Source organism: Arthrobacter sp. NPDC093125 (assembly GCF_044754225.1).
GTDB lineage: Bacteria > Actinomycetota > Actinomycetes > Actinomycetales > Micrococcaceae > Arthrobacter.
This window is the reverse complement of record NZ_JBIVOQ010000006.1, coordinates 170,887-187,042: the sequence shown is the minus strand read 5'-3', so window position 1 is coordinate 187,042 and position 16,156 is coordinate 170,887. Positions and strand designations below refer to the sequence as shown.

The following is a 16,156-nucleotide window of genomic DNA, read 5'->3' as shown; positions in this document are numbered from 1 at the left end:
TACAGAGTTCAAACAGAAAGGTCCGCGATTACCGTGACCCACGAACTGCTCACGATCGGGCGAATCAGCGTTGATATCTACCCGAACGACATCGGGGTGGGCCTGGAGGACGTGACGTCCTTCGGCAAGTACCTCGGCGGATCACCGTCCAACGTGGCCGTCGCCGCCGCCCGCCACGGCCGCCGCACGGGCGTCATCACCCGCACCGGCGATGACCCCTTCGGCACGTACCTGCACCGTGAACTGGAAAAGTTCGGTGTGGACGATTCCTTCGTCACCCCGGTCCAGGGGCTCCAGACGCCGGCGACCTTCTGCGCCATCCAGCCGCCGCATGATTTCCCGCTGTACTTTTACGGCCGTTTCCCCACCGCTCCGGACCTGCAGATCAAGGCCGACGAGCTCGACACGGACGCCATCCGGAACGCACGCATCTTCTGGTCTACCGTGACCGGACTCTGCCAGGAACCCAGCCGGGAAGCGCACATCAAGGCCCACGAAGCCCGGCCGCGCACCGGCCTGAAGCCCGGCCAATACACCATCCTGGACCTCGACTACCGTCCCATGTTCTGGGCTTCCGAGGAGGAAGCCCGAGCCGAGGTCGCCAAGATCCTGCCGCACGTGACCGTCGCCATCGGCAACGACCAGGAATGCGCCGTGGCCGTGGGACAAGGCACGCCTGATGAGCAGGCGGACCGCCTCCTGGCCGACGGCGTGGAAATCGCCGTCGTGAAGCTCGGCCCTGAAGGCGTGATGGCAAAGACCCGCACCGAGCGCGTGGTCTCGGCCCCTGTTCCTGTCGAGACTGTCAATGGACTGGGTGCCGGTGACTCGTTCGGCGGTGCCTTTGTGCATGGTCTGCTGTCCGGCTGGCCGCTCGCCCAGGTTCTCGACTACGCCAATGCCGCGGGCGCGATCGTCGCGTCCCGCCTGTCCTGCGCCGATGCCATGCCGACGCCGGCCGAGGTCACCTCCCTGCTCGCCGAGCGGGGCCGCCTTGTCCCCGGCCAGGATTCAGTCCCCGGCCAGGATTCCGGCACTCGCACCCCTGAAGGAGCGGCACTGTGAGCCTTAACCCCGGCAGCGCCACCCTCACGGTGGATGACGATCCCCGCCGCTATGAGCACCTGAGCCGCATCCGACTCGAGGACCCGGAGGCCGTGGCCCGCGCCGCCAAGGCGCGCCGCCGCCACCCGGGGCCGAAGGCGGGCAGGCAGAACTTCATCGTCGCAGCCGACCACCCGGCCCGCGGCGCCCTCGCTGTCGGCAGCGATCCCGTGGCCATGGCGGACCGCCGCCAGCTGCTGGACCGCCTGCGGATCGCCCTGGCCAACCCGGACGTGGACGGCGTGCTCGCTTCCCCGGACATCATGGATGACCTGCTGCTGCTCGGCGCGCTCGAAGGCAAGCTGGTCTTCGGTTCGATGAACCGCGGCGGCCTCACCGGACTGGTGAACGAATTCGATGACCGCTTCACCGGCCACACGGCAGCCGCCCTCGAGGCGCTGGGAGCCGACGGCGGCAAGATGCTCACCCGCATCTGCCTCGAGGACCCGGACACCGTGGTCACGCTGGAAGCAACCGCCAAGGCCATCGACTCCCTGGCAGAACGCAAGCTGATCGCGATGGTGGAGCCCTTCCTCTCCGTCCGCGTCAACGGCAAGGTCCGCAACGACCTCTCGACCGATGCCGTGATCAAGTCCATCGCCATCGCCGAGGGTCTGGGCTCCACCAGTGCCTACACCTGGATGAAGCTGCCCGTCGTCGCGGAGATGGAACGCGTCATGGCTGCCACCACCATGCCCACCGTCCTCCTGGGCGGGGACCCCGAGGGGACACAGGAAGAGGTCTTCGCGACCTGGCAGGCGGCGCTGGCACTGCCCGGCGTGCAGGGACTCACCGTCGGACGGACCCTGCTCTACCCGCAGGACGGCGACGTTGCCGGCGCAGTCGCCGCTGCGGCTTCGCTCCTCCACCACACCACAGAAGTATCGGAGTAACCTCCCATGGAGACGAGAACAACAGGAACCCGCCGGATGACCGTGGCACAGGCCGTGGTCGAGTACCTCTCCAGGCAGTACACCGTCGATTCTGTCGGCGGGGTCGATTTCCGTGAGCGGCTCATCCCCGGCACCTTCGGCATCTTCGGCCACGGCAACGTGGCCGGCGTGGGCCAGGCGCTGAAGCAGTACCAGGCCGCGGACCCCTCGGTCATGCCGTACTACCAGGGCCGCAACGAGCAGGCGCAGGTCCACCAGGCTGTCGGCTATGCCCGGCATACCCGCCGCCGCCAGACCTACGCGGTCAGCACTTCCATCGGCCCGGGCTCGTCCAACCTGCTGACGGGCGCGGCGCTGGCGACGACGAACCGGCTGCCGGTGCTGCTGCTGCCGAGCGACACCTTCGCTACGCGCGCCGCGGATCCTGTGCTGCAGCAGCTCGAGCAGCCGTACGCCTACGACATCACGGTCAACGACGCCTTCCGGCCGCTCTCGAAGTTCTTCGACCGGGTTACCCGGCCGGAGCAGCTGTTCTCCGCGTTCCACCACGGCCTGCGGGTGCTGACCGACCCGGCAGAGACCGGCGCGGTGACCATTTCGCTGCCGCAGGATGTCCAGGCCGAGGCCTTCGATGTGCCCGAGGAGTTCCTCGCCGAACGCGAGTGGCGCATCCGCCGCCCGGACGCCGACGACGAGGACATCCGCCGCGCCGCTGAAGCGATCCGCGCGGCCAAGCGGCCGCTGATCATCGCCGGCGGCGGTGTGCTCTACGCGTACGCCAACGAGGAGCTCGCCAAGTTCGTGGCACTGACCGGCATCCCGGTGGGCAACACGCAGGCCGGCGTCGGTGTCCTGCCGTGGGACCACAAGTTCTCCCTGGGTGCCATCGGCTCCACGGGCACGACGGCGGCCAACGCCATCGCAGCCGAAGCGGACCTGATCATCGGCATCGGCACCCGCTACGAGGACTTCACCACCGCGTCCCGTACCGCGTTCCAGAACCCGGACGTGAAGTTCATCAATATCAACGTTGCAGCGATTGACGCGTACAAGCACGGCACGTCCCTGCCGATCGTGGCCGACGCGCGCAAGGCCCTGGTGAAGCTGAACCAGGCCCTGGGCGGCTACCGTGTGGGCGCTGACCTTGAGCAGAAGATCACCGCGGAAAAGCAGCGGTGGGACGCCACGGTGGACGCGGCCTTCGACACCCGCTACACCCCGCTGCCTGCGCAGAACGAGATCATCGGCGCGACCAGCCGTGCCATGGATGCCCAGGACGTCGTGATCTGCGCCGCCGGCTCGCTGCCGGGTGACCTGCACAAGATGTGGCGCGTCCGGGACCCGTTCGGCTACCACGTCGAATACGCCTACTCCTGCATGGGCTACGAAATCCCGGGCGGGCTGGGCGTCAAGCGTGCAGCGCTGGCCGAGGCTGCCGGCGGCGGATCCCAGCGCGACGTCGTCGTGATGGTGGGGGACGGCTCCTACCTGATGATGCACACCGAACTGGTCACCGCCGTCGCCGAACGGATCAAGCTGATCGTGGTCCTGATCCAGAACCACGGCTACGCCTCCATCGGTTCGCTCTCCGAAATGCTCGGCTCCCAGCGCTTCGGCACCCAGTACCGCGTGCTGGACGAGGAGCAGCACAGCTTCGACGAAGGCGAAACCCTTCCCGTGGACCTGGCCACCAATGCCGAAAGCCTCGGCGTGAAGGTGATCCGGATCGAACCGGGGGAGAAGGTCGTCGCCGAACTCGAACAGGCCATCCGCGACGCCAAGGCAGCACCGGAACGCGGCGGACCCATCCTCATCCACGTCGAATCCGACCCGCTGCTGGATGCCCCCAGCTCCGAATCCTGGTGGGACGTTCCCGTCTCCCAGGTCTCGGATCTGGAATCAACCCAGCAGGCCTACCAGACCTACACCGACCACAAGAGCCGCCAGCGCAAGCTGCTGGGCTGAATCCCCCCTTCGAACTTCAACCACTCAAGGAAGAGTCATGACGACCACCACTGAAGGCACCACCACCATCAACCACTTCATCAACGGTGTTGAAACCGCCGGCGAGGGCGACCGCACGACGAACGTGTACAACCCGGCCACCGGCGCTGTGTCCGGCGAGCTGCGCCTGGCCAACCGCGCCGACCTGGACAACACCGTCGCCGCCGCCCGCGCCGCCGCCGACACCTGGGGCGACATCTCCCTGGCCAAGCGCACCGCGGTGCTGTTCAAGTTCCGCGAGCTCGTCGCGTCCCACGTTGACGACCTCGCCGCCCTGATCACCGCCGAACACGGCAAGGTCCTCTCCGACGCCAAGGGCGAGATCGGCCGCGGCCTGGAAGTTATCGAGTTCGCCTGCGGCATCCCGCAGCTGCTCAAGGGCGACTACTCGGACCAGGTCTCCACCGGCATCGACGTCTTCTCCTTCCGCGAGCCCCTCGGCGTGGTCGCCGGCATCACCCCGTTCAACTTCCCCGTCATGGTCCCGCTGTGGATGGCCCCGATGGCGATCGCCACCGGCAACGCCTTCATCCTCAAGCCCTCCGAGCGTGACCCCTCCGCCTCCATGCTCCTGGCCAAGCTCTGGAAGCAGGCAGGCCTGCCCGACGGCGTCTTCCAGGTCCTGCACGGCGACAAGGAAACCGTTGAGGGCCTGCTGACCCACCCGGACGTGGACGGCATCTCCTTCGTCGGCTCCACCCCGATCGCGAAGTACGTCCACGAGACCGCCACCGCCCACGGCAAGCGCGTCCAGGCCCTCGGCGGGGCAAAGAACCACGCCATCGTCATGCCCGACGCCGACCTCGACAACGCCGCCGACCACCTCGCGGCCGCCGCCTTTGGCTCCGCCGGGGAACGCTGCATGGCCATCTCGGTCGCCGTGGCCGTCGCTGACGCCGCTGACCTGCTCGTGAAGAAAGTCGAAGAGCGCGCCCTGGCCGTCAAGGTCGACAACGGCACCGCCCCCGGCGCCGAAATGGGCCCGGTCATCACCCCGGCCTCCAAGGAACGCATCGTACGGATCGTCACCGAAGCCGAAGCCGCCGGCGCCGCGATGGTGGTGGACGGACGCGACCTTGTGGTCCCCGGCCACGAAGAAGGCTTTTGGGTCGGCCCCACCGTGATCGACCACGTCAAGACCGAAATGACCGCCTACCAGGAGGAGATTTTCGGACCCGTCCTCGTCGTCGTCCGCGTCGATACCCTGGAAGACGGCATCAAGCTGATCAACTCCAACCCCTACGGCAACGGCACCGCCATCTTCACCTCCTCCGGCGCCCACGCCCGCAAGTTCCAGCGCTCCGTCACCGTGGGCATGGTGGGCATCAACGTGCCCCTGCCCGTCCCGGTGGCCTACCACTCCTTCGGCGGCTGGAAGGCCTCGCTCTTCGGCGACAAGCACATCTACGGTCCCGAAGGCGTCTCCTTCTACACCCGCGGCAAGGTCATCACGTCCCGCTGGCCCGAACCCACCCACGCCTCCGGCGCCTCCTACAACTTCCCCTCCAACTAATCCCCACCCGGTTTCGAGAGGCTCAACCACCGGTGGTTGAGCCTCTGGAAACCAGTCGATGACAAGGAACAGACAATGACAGAGAACAAGCTGATCATCGGCACGGCACCGGACTCCTGGGGCGTGTGGTTCGCGGACGACCCGAAGCAGACCCCCTGGGAGCGCTTCCTCGATGAAGTGGCGGAATCCGGCTACAAGTGGATTGAACTTGGCCCCTACGGCTACCTGCCCACCGACCCGGCACGCTTGGCCGAGGAGCTCAAGCAACGTGACCTGAAGGTCACGGCCGGAACCGTGTTCACCGCGTTCCACCGCGGCCTGGAGCAGTGGGAGACGGCCTGGGAGCCGGCCCGGAAGGTTGCCGAGCTGACGGCTGCCATGGGCGGCGAGCACATCGTGGTGATTCCCGCGATGTGGCGTGACGACGTCACCGGCGAAGCCGTTGAGAGCGGCGAGCTCAGCGACAAAGCCTGGAGCGACCTCTTCGCCGGGCACAACCGGCTCGGCAAGACCCTGCTGGAGGACTTCGGCCTGAAGCAGCAGTTCCACTCCCACGCGGACTCGCACGTCGGAGCCCAGGAGGACATCGAAACCCTGCTGCGCGCGACCGACCCGCAGTACCTGAACCTGTGCCTGGACACCGGCCACGCCGAATACTGCGGCGCCTCCAGCCTGGAGCTCGTCAAGAACTACCCGGACCGCATCGGCTACCTGCACCTGAAGCAGATCAACCCGGACGTCCTGAAGAAGGTCAACGAGGAAAACATGACCTGGGCCGCTGCCAATTTGGCCGGCGTCATGACCGAACCGCCGAACGGCCTGCCGGACCTGCGCGCCGTCATCGAAGCCGTCGAGGCCCTCAACCGGCCCATCTTCGGCATCGTGGAACAGGACATGTACCCTGTGGCCTTCGACGTTCCCATGCCGATCGCCAAGCGCACCAGGAACTACCTGCTCTCCTGCGGTTCGCGGACCGCTGTCAACTAATCGGCATCCTGCTCACGCCAACTCCAAAGGAAGAGAACAATGACTGAAACCCTTCGCGTCGCCGTCATCGGCGCCGGCCGCATGGGCGCGGACCACATCCAGCGCCTCAGCAAGCGGATCCACGGCGCTGAAGTTGCCGCCGTCGTCGACGTCGACCTGGCCCGTGCGCAGGCCGCCATCGAAGGCATCCCTAGCGCCGTGGCCCTCGCCGACGCCGAAGAGGCCCTCAACAACGGCGACGTCAATGCCGTGCTGATCGCCACCCCCGGCTTCCTGCACGAGGACATCCTGCTCAAGGCCCTTGAGAAGGACATCCCCATCCTCTGCGAGAAGCCGCTGACCCCTGACGCCGAAACCTCCTGGAAGATCGTCGAGGCAGAGCAGAAGCTCGGCCGCAAGCGCATCCAGGTGGGTTTCATGCGCCGCTTCGACGCCGAATACGCGGCACTGGGCGGAATCATCCGCGACCGCGAGCTCGGCGAGCTCCTCATGCTGCACCACCAGCACCGCAATCCGAACACCCCGGCCGGCTTCACCAACGAGATGCTCATCAACGATTCCGTGGTACACGAGTTCGACGCCATCCGCTACTTCACCGGCGAGGAAATCACGTCTGTCCAGGTCCGTCTGGGCAAGCCCACCAAGAACGCTCCGGCCGGGCAGCACGACCCCCAGCACGTCCTGATCGAAACCGAGTCCGGCGTCCTGGCCGACGTCGAGATCTACGTGAACGCCAAGTTCGGCTATGAGGTGGCCACGCAGGCGTCCTTCGAGGACGGCATCGTCAGCATCGGCGGCGACCACGGACCGTACGTCCGCACCGAAGGCCGCTGGGGCGGCAAGGTGACCCCCGGTTTCGAAGAGCGCTTCGGCGCCGCATACGACGTCGAGATCCAGGCCTGGGTGGACGCCGCACTCCGCGGCGAAGTCGGCGGTCCCACCGCCTGGGACGGGTACGCCACCGCAGCATGCTGCGAAGCAGGCGTCGAAGCCCAGAAGAACGGCGAAAAGGTCGCCGTAAAGCTTAACCCCAAGCCCGCTCTCTACAGCTAAGCCCCGCCCTTTGAGTTTTTGTCCAGATAATGCGCCTTCGAGGCCCTCAAGGTCGCATTATCTGGACAAAAACTCCGTTCGCGGCCCTGACTGATCCACAATGGAGTGTCCCACGTGAAAATTGCCCTTGATCCCACCCCGTTCCACCACAGCCACAGCCTGCTGGAGTTCCCCAAGGTAGTGGCCGACCTCGGCTACAAGTACATGCAGATGACGCCGCACGCCGACTTCATCCCGTTCTACAACCACCCCAAGGCCGACGACGAGTTGGTGGGCCAGCTGAAGAAGGCCTGCAAGGACGCCAGCATCGAAATCGCCTCGGTGCTGCCGGTGCTGCGCTGGTCCGGGCCGGACGAAGACGCCCGCGAGGCCGCCGTCCGTTACTGGAAGCGCGCCATCCAGATCACTGTGGACCTCGGCGTGGGCACCATGAACACCGAGTTCAGCGGCCGGCCTGAAAAGGCCGAAGAATCCGAGCGTGCTTTCTACCGCTCGATGGAGGAGCTGCTGCCGATTATCGAGCGCGAGGGCATTGACCTTCTCATCGACCCCCACCCGGACGACTTTGTTGAAGAGGGCCTGGCAGCCATCCGCGTGATCCGGGGCCTGAACTCCAAGAATGTCGGCATGGTTTACGTGGCCTCGCACAGCTTCCACATGAAGAACCGGCCCCTGGACATCATGCGCGCAGCAGGGGACAAACTGCGCCTGGTCCACGTCGCGGACACGATGGACCACCACGCCTCGCACGGCCTGCGCTACATCACCAACCCGCCGGGCAACCCGGTCCGGGTGCACCAGCACCTGAAGATCGGCGACGGCGACGTCAACTGGGAAGAATTCTTCGGCGGCCTGAACGAGATCGGCTTCCTGGACCGCGACGACACCGTGATGGTGTCCAGCGTCTTTGCCGAGGACGATAGCGCGGAGGAGGTCTCCCGGTACCAGCTGGACACGATGAACAACTACATCGCGAAGGCCCGGTAGAGACGGAATTCATGAAGCATTCAGATGAAGAGACACTGACTGAAGGGCTACTGACTGAGGAGGCGCCGGCTCAAGTGACGCCGGTGCGCCCTGCGGCTGCGGCCACCCCGGAAGAACCCGCCGCTGCCGCAAATCCCAAGGGCTTCATGCGGAAGGTGGCGCTGTTTTCTACCTTCGGCGGCCTGCTGTTCGGCTACGACACAGGAGTTATCAACGGTGCGCTGCCGTTCATGCAGCGCGACCTGGGTCTGACACCGCTGACCGAAGGGCTGGTCACCTCGACCCTGCTTTTCGGAGCCGCCTTCGGCGCCATTACGGCCGGCCGGCTGTCGGACCGCTTCGGCCGCCGCAGGACCATCATGGCCCTCGCCCTGATCTTCGCCGTTGCCACGATTGGCTGTTCGATCGCCCCCGGCACCGAACTGCTGGTTGTTGCCCGCACCGTCCTCGGCCTGGCCGTCGGCGGGGCCTCGGTCATTGTGCCCGTGTACCTGGCCGAAATGTCACCTGCCGCCCAGCGCGGGCGGATAGTGACCCAGAACGAGCTGATGATCGTCACCGGCCAGTTCCTGGCATTCACCTTCAACGCCCTGATCGGCAACGCCTTCCCGGACGCATCCCACGTGTGGCGGTGGATGCTGGTGATTGCCACGCTGCCTGCAGTGGTGCTGTGGTTTGGAATGATGGTGCTGCCCGAAAGCCCCCGCTGGCTGGCCTCGGCCGGTCGGTTCGGCGAGGTCCTGGACGTGCTGCGCAAGACCCGGGCTTCGGCAAACGTCGCCGATGAATTCGATGAAGTGCGGCAGGCGGCCCGGGAGGACTACCAGTCCAAGCTGGGAACGTGGCGTGACCTCACCGTTCCGTGGATCCGCCGCATCTTTGTGGTGGGGCTTGGCATGGCAGTGATCAACCAGATCAGCGGTGTCAACGCCATCATGTATTACGGCACCTCCATCCTCTCCAGCTCCGGTTTCGGTGACCAGGGTGCATTGCTCGCCAACGTGGTCAACGGCGTGACGTCGGTAGTCGCCGTCGTGGTCGGCATGGCCCTGATGACGCGGGTGGCCCGGAAGTCAATGTTGGTCGTTGGACTGGTTGGTGCTGCGAGCTCCCTGCTGGCCATCGGCCTGATCTCGCTGCTGATCCCCGAAGGCACGCTCCGCGGCTACCTCGTGCTGCTGTTCATGGTGACGTTCCTGGCGTCCATGCAGTCCTGCATCGGCACCGTCACCTGGCTCACGATGTCCGAAATCTTTCCGCTGCACGTTCGGGGCATCGGCATGGGCATCTGCGTGTTCGTGCTGTGGATGATCAACTTCCTGATCGGTTTCTTCTTTCCGCAGATGGTCTCGTGGATCGGCGTCTCAATGACGTTCTTCATCTTTGTCGCGATCCAGCTTGTGGCCATCGTCTGGGTGAAGCGCGTGGTGCCGGAGACGCGGGGCAAGAGCCTCGAGGACCTGGAGCACTACTTCAAGAGCATTGCCGGCGCCAAGGCGGAAACGGCGGAAAGCCGAACAGCGTAAGGCGCCGCTTCACAGGAGTTCTAGCGCAATGCCCCTCGCCAACGGCGAGGGGCATTGTCATGCCCGGGAACTTTTGGGGCTTGTAAAGGGGATCAGACGCCGGCGTAAAGCCGGGGGAGGGCGTCCACGAGCGGTGCCAGTTCGGGGATCTGCTTCGCCTCCGCCAGGGTCCGTTCGAGAGTTGCATCGTGGACAGGCCGGGCCTGGTCCAGGAGTTTGCTCCCGTTCGCCGTCAGCTCTGTGTAGATGCCCCGGCGGTCGTCGGCGCAGAGGATGCGCGTCAGCAGGCCACGGTCCTCAAGACGGTTGACAAGCCGTGTGGTTGCACTGGGACTCAGGGCGCTGGCCCGTGCCAGTTGCTGCATGCGCATGTGCCAGCCGTCCTGGCGGCTGAGCGCGTCCAGCACCGTGTACTCGACCACCGAGAGCTGCGCGGCGGACTGCAGGGAGCGTTCCAGCTCCGTTTCAATGACTCCGTGCAGCGCCGCCAGGGTCCGCCAACCCTGGGCACGCACTTCCACGGCGTCGTCCTTGATGCCCATCGTTCCTCCTTCGGCGCCCGGGGGAGCAGCGCGCGCCAATTAGTTGCTTGCGCGGGATAATTGCGTGTGCAACAATTAATAACGCGTCTGCAACTAATAGCCTACGCACTTCCTCCCATTCCGTACAGCTTCTTAGGAGCACCTCCATGCCTGTTGGCCTGATTGCGCTTGCCCTTGGCGGGTTCGGCATCGGACTCACCGAGTTCGTCATCATGGGCCTGTTGCCCGAAGTGGCTGCAGATTTCCGGGTCAGCGAAGCCGAGGCAGGCTGGTTCATCTCCGGCTACGCTCTCGCCGTCGTAGTGGGCGCGCTGGCGCTCACTGCCGCGGTGACCCGGTTCGAACGTAAACCGGTCCTGGCCGTGCTGCTGGTGCTGTTCGTCGCCGGCAATCTCATCTCCGCCACGGCGCCCGACTACTGGATGATGATGGCCGGCCGTATCGTGGCCGCCCTGTCGCACGGGGCGTTCTTCGGAATCGGTGCGGTGGTGGCTGCCGGGTTGGTGCCGCCGACGAAAAAAGCCGGCGCCATCGCCATCATGTTCACCGGCCTGACGGCAGCAAACGTGCTGGGCGTGCCCTTTGGCACCATGCTGGGCCAGGCCGCCGGCTGGCGTTCCACGTTCTGGGCCATTGCCGGAATCGGCGTGCTGGCCCTTGCAGGCATACTCGCCCTCGTGCCACGGACCACTGACGACGGCGGTGCTTCTCGAGCTGCCGATATGCGTTCCGCTTCGGGTGGCCTGGGGAGTGAACTCCGGGCCTTCCGCGCGGGTCAGGTCTGGCTCTCCATTCTGGTCACCATACTGGGCTACGGCGGCATGTTCGGGGCCTTCACCTACATCGCCTTCACACTCACCGAGGTCTCAGGGTTCGCCCCGGCCACCGTCCCGTGGCTCCTGATCGTTTTCGGCGTGGGACTGTTCATCGGCAACACGGTCGGCGGCAAGGCCGCAGACCGCAACGTGGACCGCACGCTGCTGGTGGTCCTCTCGGTGCTGGTGGTGGTGCTCGTGGCCTTCGCGCTGACTGCAGGCAGCCAGCCCCTGACCATCGCGTCGCTGGTGCTCATGGGCGCCTTTGGCTTCGCCACTGTACCCGGCCTGCAGATGCGCGTCATGAAGTACGCCGAGGCCGCCCCGACCCTCGCCTCAGGCGCCAATATCGGCGCGTTCAACGTGGGCAACGCCCTCGGCGCATGGCTGGGCGGGGTCACCATCACCGCCGGCCTTGGCTACACCTCGCCCATCTGGGCAGGCGCCGGAATCACGCTTCTGGGCCTTGCTGTGATGGCATTCGCAGCTGCGGGCGCCAAGCGGGCCGACGGCCGGAGGCAGCAGCAAATTGCCCCCGACCCTGACGCAGCGCACGCAGCCCGGCCGGCCGACGTCGAACGCGCGGTTATCCGGTAGACCCGCTCGTGGCTGACCCGCTGCCGGCCGGAAGCTACGCGCCGAACGGCAGGCGCGGGTCCACGTCCTGGCCTTCCCAGGTCTGGCGGACCCAGCCGTGGTGCGGGTCGTCGCTGATCAGCCAGTCACGGACCCGACCAGGCCCGGCCATGACGTTCAGGTAGTACATGTCGTAGCCGGGCGCAGCCATGGCGGGTCCGTGCCAGCCATAGGGGACCAGGACCACGTCGCCCGTGCGCACTTCCGCGGCGACGTCGATGGGGCGCTCGTCGGAGGCGTAGACGCGCTGGTAGCCGATGGCGTCAGTGTCGCCGGCCGGGACGTCTGCGCCCGGGGCCACGCGCGTTTCGAAGTAGTAGATCTCCTCGAGGCGCGTCTCGCCTTCCTTCTCCTCGTCGTGCTTGTGCGGCGGGTAGGAGGACCAGTTGCCAGCGGGCGTGATCACCTCGCACACAATGAAGCGGTCGGCTTCCAGCGCCGCCGGGGTGCCAAAGTTGTGGACCTGGCGTGAGCAGTTCCCGGCACCGCGCAGCTCCACCGGCGTCTCCGCGGCCGTGATCAGGCGGGTGGGGTACTGCACCTTGGCGGGGGCTGTGGCGATGGCAACCCGGCCGCCGTCGGACGACGTCACCGTGACTGCCTTCTCCGTGCCCGAGTACAGCACGTCACTGGGGCCGTTGAAGACACTTGCCCGGCCGGCGAGCTGGTACTTCTCGCCGTCGACGCTCACCGTCAACGCTCCGCTCAGCGGTATAACAATGCGTTCCTCGCCCGCGGCGGGAAGTTCGACGGCGGCGCCCGCGGCCAGCGAGGCCACCTTCAGTCCCGTGTGCTTCCACCCGTCGACGGTGATTGCAGAGTCCGCTGTTCCCAGCGAAACATCCCAGCAGCCTTCGGCTGCGCTGCCCAGCGGATATACCCATTCGGCCATGGATTGGTCTCTTTCAGGTCGGTGTTGTCAGGATTGCGTTGCAGGATGTCTACCTCTGCACGAGTGTCATTTCGAAGCTGTAGGAATCGCCGCGGTACACGTGGTGGCCCGTCTCGACGTTGCGGCCGGTGTCATCCACCGCTGTGCGCTCCATGGTCACCAGGGCGGAGCCGGGCTCCGTCTCCAGGAGCGGTGCCTGGTACTCGTTGGCCACCACTGCGCCGATCCGCTGTGTTGCGAGCCGGAAGTTCACCCCGCCGCTGCGGAGGATTCCGTAGAGGCCCTGAGAGGCAAGCAGGTCCTCGTCGATGGGCGTGATGTCATCGCGAACCCAGTTTTCCATCAGCGCCAGCGGCTTGCCGCCGACTTTGCGGAGCCTCGTGAAGTGGTAGACCTTCGCGCCGGCGGGCAGGTGCAGCGCCTTGCGGGTGGCGTCATCGGCTTCGACGTGCGCGAAGGTCAGCACGTCCGTGGTGGGCTTGCTGCCGTTGTTGGTGAGGTCGTCGTAGAGGCTGGAAAGCTCAAGCGGCCGGCGGACCTGGCTGGAAACCACCTGGGTGCCCACTCCGCGCTTGCGGACCAGCAGCCCTGCACGGACCAGTTCGTCCATGGCTTTACGCATCGTGGGGCGGGACAGGTTCAGCTGTGCGGCGAGATCAATTTCGTTCTCCAGCCGGCTGCCTGGTTCCAGCAGTCCGGTGTGGATGGCAGCTTCGATGCCCTGCACCACCTGGTGGTACAGCGGCACCGGGGACGACCTGTCGATGCTGAGGTGAAGTTGGTTCGCCATTGAATGCTCCCTTGTGTGCTGCGCCATCCTGCGTCCAGGATCGGTATGTCCGGTGCATGTCTGCTTGATAGGACATACTGCCATTCTGATATTAGCAGTGACGGGGTGGGGGTCAAGGGGTAGTTCCGGAAAGGCTGCCCGGGCGCGAAGAAGGTGGGGCCAACCGGACCTACTTTCGTAAAAACATCCTAATGTCAGGACAAACTATTGACATCTGTGGTCTGAGTCACCATGATCGGTGTAACAAGCCTGCTGAACCCGCGCTGCGGCGGGGCCGCGGCTTACAAATCGAAGGAGATTTACTGTGACCAAGTTCTTTTGGCGCCGCGCGGCTGTCGCGGCCGTCGCGATCCCGATGCTCGCCCTGACGGCTTGCTCCAGCCAGGGTGGCCGTGCCCCCGAAGGGAACGCCGGAGGCGGCGCCGGGCAGGTTGCCTCCACCCCCCGCATGAAGGTTGCACTCATCACTCACGCCGCCCCGGGCGACACCTTCTGGGACATCGTCCGCAAGGGGGCCGAGGAGGCCGCCGCGAAGGACAATGTCGAACTGCTCTACACGTCCGACCCGGAAGGCGGACGCCAGGCACAGCTTGTCCAGCAGGCGATTGACCAGAAGGTCGATGGCATTGCCGTGACACTTGCCAAGCCGGATGCGTTGAAGGACTCCCTCAAGAAGGCAACTGACGCCGGAATTCCTGTGGTCAGCCTCAATGCCGGCGAATCGGTCTCTGCGCAGTTGGGCGCTTTCACCCACTTCGGGTCCAACGAAAAGCTCGCCGGCCAGGCCGCCGGAACGAAGCTCAGCGACCTGGGCCTCAAACACCCCATCTGTGTTATCCAGGAGCAGGGGCACGTGGGTCTGGAAGCCCGCTGCGCAGGGGTCAAGGAAAAGGTGGCCGGAACGGAGATCCTGTACGTTCCCGGTACCGACATGGCCCAGGTTTCCTCCACGGTGACCGCCAAACTGCAGGCTACTGCTGATGCCGATGCCATCATTGGCTTGGGTGCGCCCTACACGTTGACCATCCTCAAGGCCGTTACCGGCGCCGGCAGCAAGGCCAAGGTGGCCTCCTTCGACATGAACCCTGAGCTCGCCCAGAAGATTGCCGACGGCGCCGTTGAATTCACAGTGGACCAGCAGCCGTGGCTGCAGGGCTATGGCGCAATTGATTCGCTGTGGCAGGCCAAGCGCGGCGGCTTTAAGATCGGCGGCGGGCAGCCCGTGCTGACCGGCCCGTCCATCGTCGACAAGGCTGCAGCCACCGACGTTCTCACGTTCGCCAAGGACGGCATCCGCTAACAGCCCGCTAGCCGGGCCCGGCCGATGCCGGGCCCGGAAGCAAGGAGAATCATCATGACCATGACCCCAACACTGACAAAACCAGCTGTGGCAGATGAGCGCGTTGCAAAACGTAACCCTCTACAGAAGCTGCTCGGACGTCCCGAAGTCGGCGCCCTCGTAGGCGCAATCGTCCTCTTCGTCTTCTTCGCCTCTGTCTCCCAGACGTTCATCCAGCCGAACGCCTTCGCCACCGTCCTTTACGGCAGCTCCACCATCGGCATCATGGCGGTGGGAGTCTCGCTGCTGATGATCGGCGGCGAGTTCGACCTCTCCACCGGCGTCGCCGTGATCAGCTCGGCCCTGACCGCCTCCATGTTCAGCTGGTACTTCAGCATGAACGTGTGGGTCGGCGTGGTCCTGGCGCTCGTGGTGTCCCTGGGCATCGGCTATATCAACGGCTGGATCCTGATGAAGACCAAGCTGCCGAGCTTCATCGTTACCCTGGCAACGTTCCTGATGCTGACCGGCCTCAACCTGGGCCTGACGCGCATGATCGGCGGCGGCGTGTCCTCCCCGTCCATTTCCAGCATGGACGGCTACCAGGCGGCCCGCGCCATCTTCGCCTCCTCGGTCAATATCGCCGGCGTGGACGTGAACAACACGGTCTTCATCTGGATCGCCCTGGTTGCCGTGGCGTCCTGGGTACTGTTGCGCACCAAGGTGGGCAACTGGATCTTCGCCGTCGGCGGCGACGCAAACGCCGCCCGCGCCGTGGGCGTTCCCGTCAAGGCCACCAAGATCGGCCTCTTCATGGCCGTCGGCTTCTGCGGCTGGATCCTGGGCATGCACAACCTGTTCGCCTTCGACGCCGTGCAGTCCGGCGAAGGCGTGGGCAACGAATTCCTCTACATCATCGCAGCGGTCATCGGCGGCTGCCTCCTCACCGGCGGCTACGGCTCGGCCGTGGGCGGCGCCATCGGCGCCTTCATCTTCGGCATGGCCAACAAGGGCATCGTCTACGCCCAGTGGAACCCGGACTGGTTCAAGTTCTTCCTGGGCCTGATGCTGCTCCTGGCCACCATCGTGAACCTGATCGTCAAGCGCCGCGCCGACGCAAGCAAGTAAGGGCTGA

14 protein-coding genes are annotated in these 16,156 nt (G+C 65.6%); 11 read left to right on the top strand and 3 right to left on the bottom strand.

The window, feature by feature from the left end:
- The first annotated feature begins 33 nt into the window (after window positions 1–33).
- The 8 genes from iolC to ACIP9X_RS13685 all read left to right on the top strand — a co-directional run bounded on the left by iolC (window position 34) and on the right by ACIP9X_RS13685 (window position 10,067).
- Window positions 34–1,065 carry a 5-dehydro-2-deoxygluconokinase gene (iolC, locus tag ACIP9X_RS13720; protein ID WP_400480298.1) on the top strand — a complete coding sequence of 344 codons (1,032 nt, stop codon included), beginning with the start codon at window positions 34–36 and terminating at the stop codon, window positions 1,063–1,065.
- A complete protein-coding gene (locus tag ACIP9X_RS13715; RefSeq protein ID WP_400480297.1) occupies window positions 1,062–1,997 on the top strand; it encodes a deoxyribose-phosphate aldolase in 936 nt (311 codons plus the stop codon). Before iolC ends, ACIP9X_RS13715 begins: the two co-directional genes overlap by 4 nt.
- Before the next feature lie 36 nt (window positions 1,998–2,033).
- A complete protein-coding gene (gene iolD, locus ACIP9X_RS13710) occupies window positions 2,034–3,962 on the top strand; it encodes a 3D-(3,5/4)-trihydroxycyclohexane-1,2-dione acylhydrolase (decyclizing) (protein WP_400480296.1) in 1,929 nt (642 codons plus the stop codon).
- A 37-nt stretch (window positions 3,963–3,999) separates the two neighbouring features.
- Complete coding sequence (locus ACIP9X_RS13705; RefSeq protein ID WP_400480295.1) at window positions 4,000–5,514, top strand: CoA-acylating methylmalonate-semialdehyde dehydrogenase; 1,515 nt, start codon at window positions 4,000–4,002, stop codon at window positions 5,512–5,514.
- Window positions 5,515–5,589: 75 nt separating this feature from the next.
- A complete protein-coding gene (locus ACIP9X_RS13700; RefSeq protein WP_400480294.1) occupies window positions 5,590–6,501 on the top strand; it encodes a sugar phosphate isomerase/epimerase family protein in 912 nt (303 codons plus the stop codon).
- 39 nt (window positions 6,502–6,540) lie between these two features.
- Window positions 6,541–7,554: a Gfo/Idh/MocA family protein gene (locus tag ACIP9X_RS13695; protein ID WP_400480293.1), complete on the top strand. Its 1,014-nt coding sequence runs from the start codon at window positions 6,541–6,543 to the stop codon at window positions 7,552–7,554.
- 114 nt (window positions 7,555–7,668) lie between these two features.
- Window positions 7,669–8,541 (top strand): sugar phosphate isomerase/epimerase family protein, encoded by an 873-nt coding sequence (locus ACIP9X_RS13690; RefSeq protein ID WP_400480292.1) that lies wholly within the window; start codon window positions 7,669–7,671, stop codon window positions 8,539–8,541.
- 11 nt (window positions 8,542–8,552) lie between these two features.
- Window positions 8,553–10,067 carry a sugar porter family MFS transporter gene (locus ACIP9X_RS13685; RefSeq protein ID WP_400480291.1) on the top strand — a complete coding sequence of 505 codons (1,515 nt, stop codon included), beginning with the start codon at window positions 8,553–8,555 and terminating at the stop codon, window positions 10,065–10,067.
- Window positions 10,068–10,159: 92 nt separating this feature from the next.
- Here ACIP9X_RS13685 and ACIP9X_RS13680 read toward each other — a convergent pair whose 3' ends face one another.
- The gene (locus tag ACIP9X_RS13680; protein WP_400480290.1) at window positions 10,160–10,609 is read right to left on the bottom strand and encodes a MarR family winged helix-turn-helix transcriptional regulator; all 450 of its coding nucleotides are present in this window, start codon (window positions 10,607–10,609) and stop codon (window positions 10,160–10,162) included.
- A 146-nt stretch (window positions 10,610–10,755) separates the two neighbouring features.
- On the opposite strand from ACIP9X_RS13680, the gene ACIP9X_RS13675 reads away from it, so the two are divergent.
- Window positions 10,756–12,021: an MFS transporter gene (locus tag ACIP9X_RS13675; protein WP_400480289.1), complete on the top strand. Its 1,266-nt coding sequence runs from the start codon at window positions 10,756–10,758 to the stop codon at window positions 12,019–12,021.
- Between the two features lie 34 nt (window positions 12,022–12,055).
- Here ACIP9X_RS13675 and iolB read toward each other — a convergent pair whose 3' ends face one another.
- Together iolB and ACIP9X_RS13665 are read right to left on the bottom strand one after the other, a co-directional pair.
- Window positions 12,056–12,952 (bottom strand): 5-deoxy-glucuronate isomerase, encoded by an 897-nt coding sequence (iolB, locus tag ACIP9X_RS13670; RefSeq protein ID WP_400480288.1) that lies wholly within the window; start codon window positions 12,950–12,952, stop codon window positions 12,056–12,058.
- 49 nt (window positions 12,953–13,001) lie between these two features.
- Window positions 13,002–13,742, bottom strand: a complete 741-nt coding sequence (locus ACIP9X_RS13665) for a GntR family transcriptional regulator (protein WP_400480287.1) — start codon at window positions 13,740–13,742, stop codon at window positions 13,002–13,004.
- Window positions 13,743–14,046: 304 nt separating this feature from the next.
- Between ACIP9X_RS13665 and ACIP9X_RS13660 the strand changes: the two genes are divergently transcribed.
- Both ACIP9X_RS13660 and ACIP9X_RS13655 read left to right on the top strand, forming a co-directional pair.
- Window positions 14,047–15,042, top strand: a complete 996-nt coding sequence (locus ACIP9X_RS13660; RefSeq protein ID WP_400480286.1) for a substrate-binding domain-containing protein — start codon at window positions 14,047–14,049, stop codon at window positions 15,040–15,042.
- 54 nt (window positions 15,043–15,096) lie between these two features.
- Entirely contained in the window at window positions 15,097–16,149 is a 1,053-nt protein-coding gene (locus tag ACIP9X_RS13655; RefSeq protein WP_400480285.1) for an ABC transporter permease, read from the top strand.
- The last annotated feature ends 7 nt before the right edge of the window (window positions 16,150–16,156 follow it).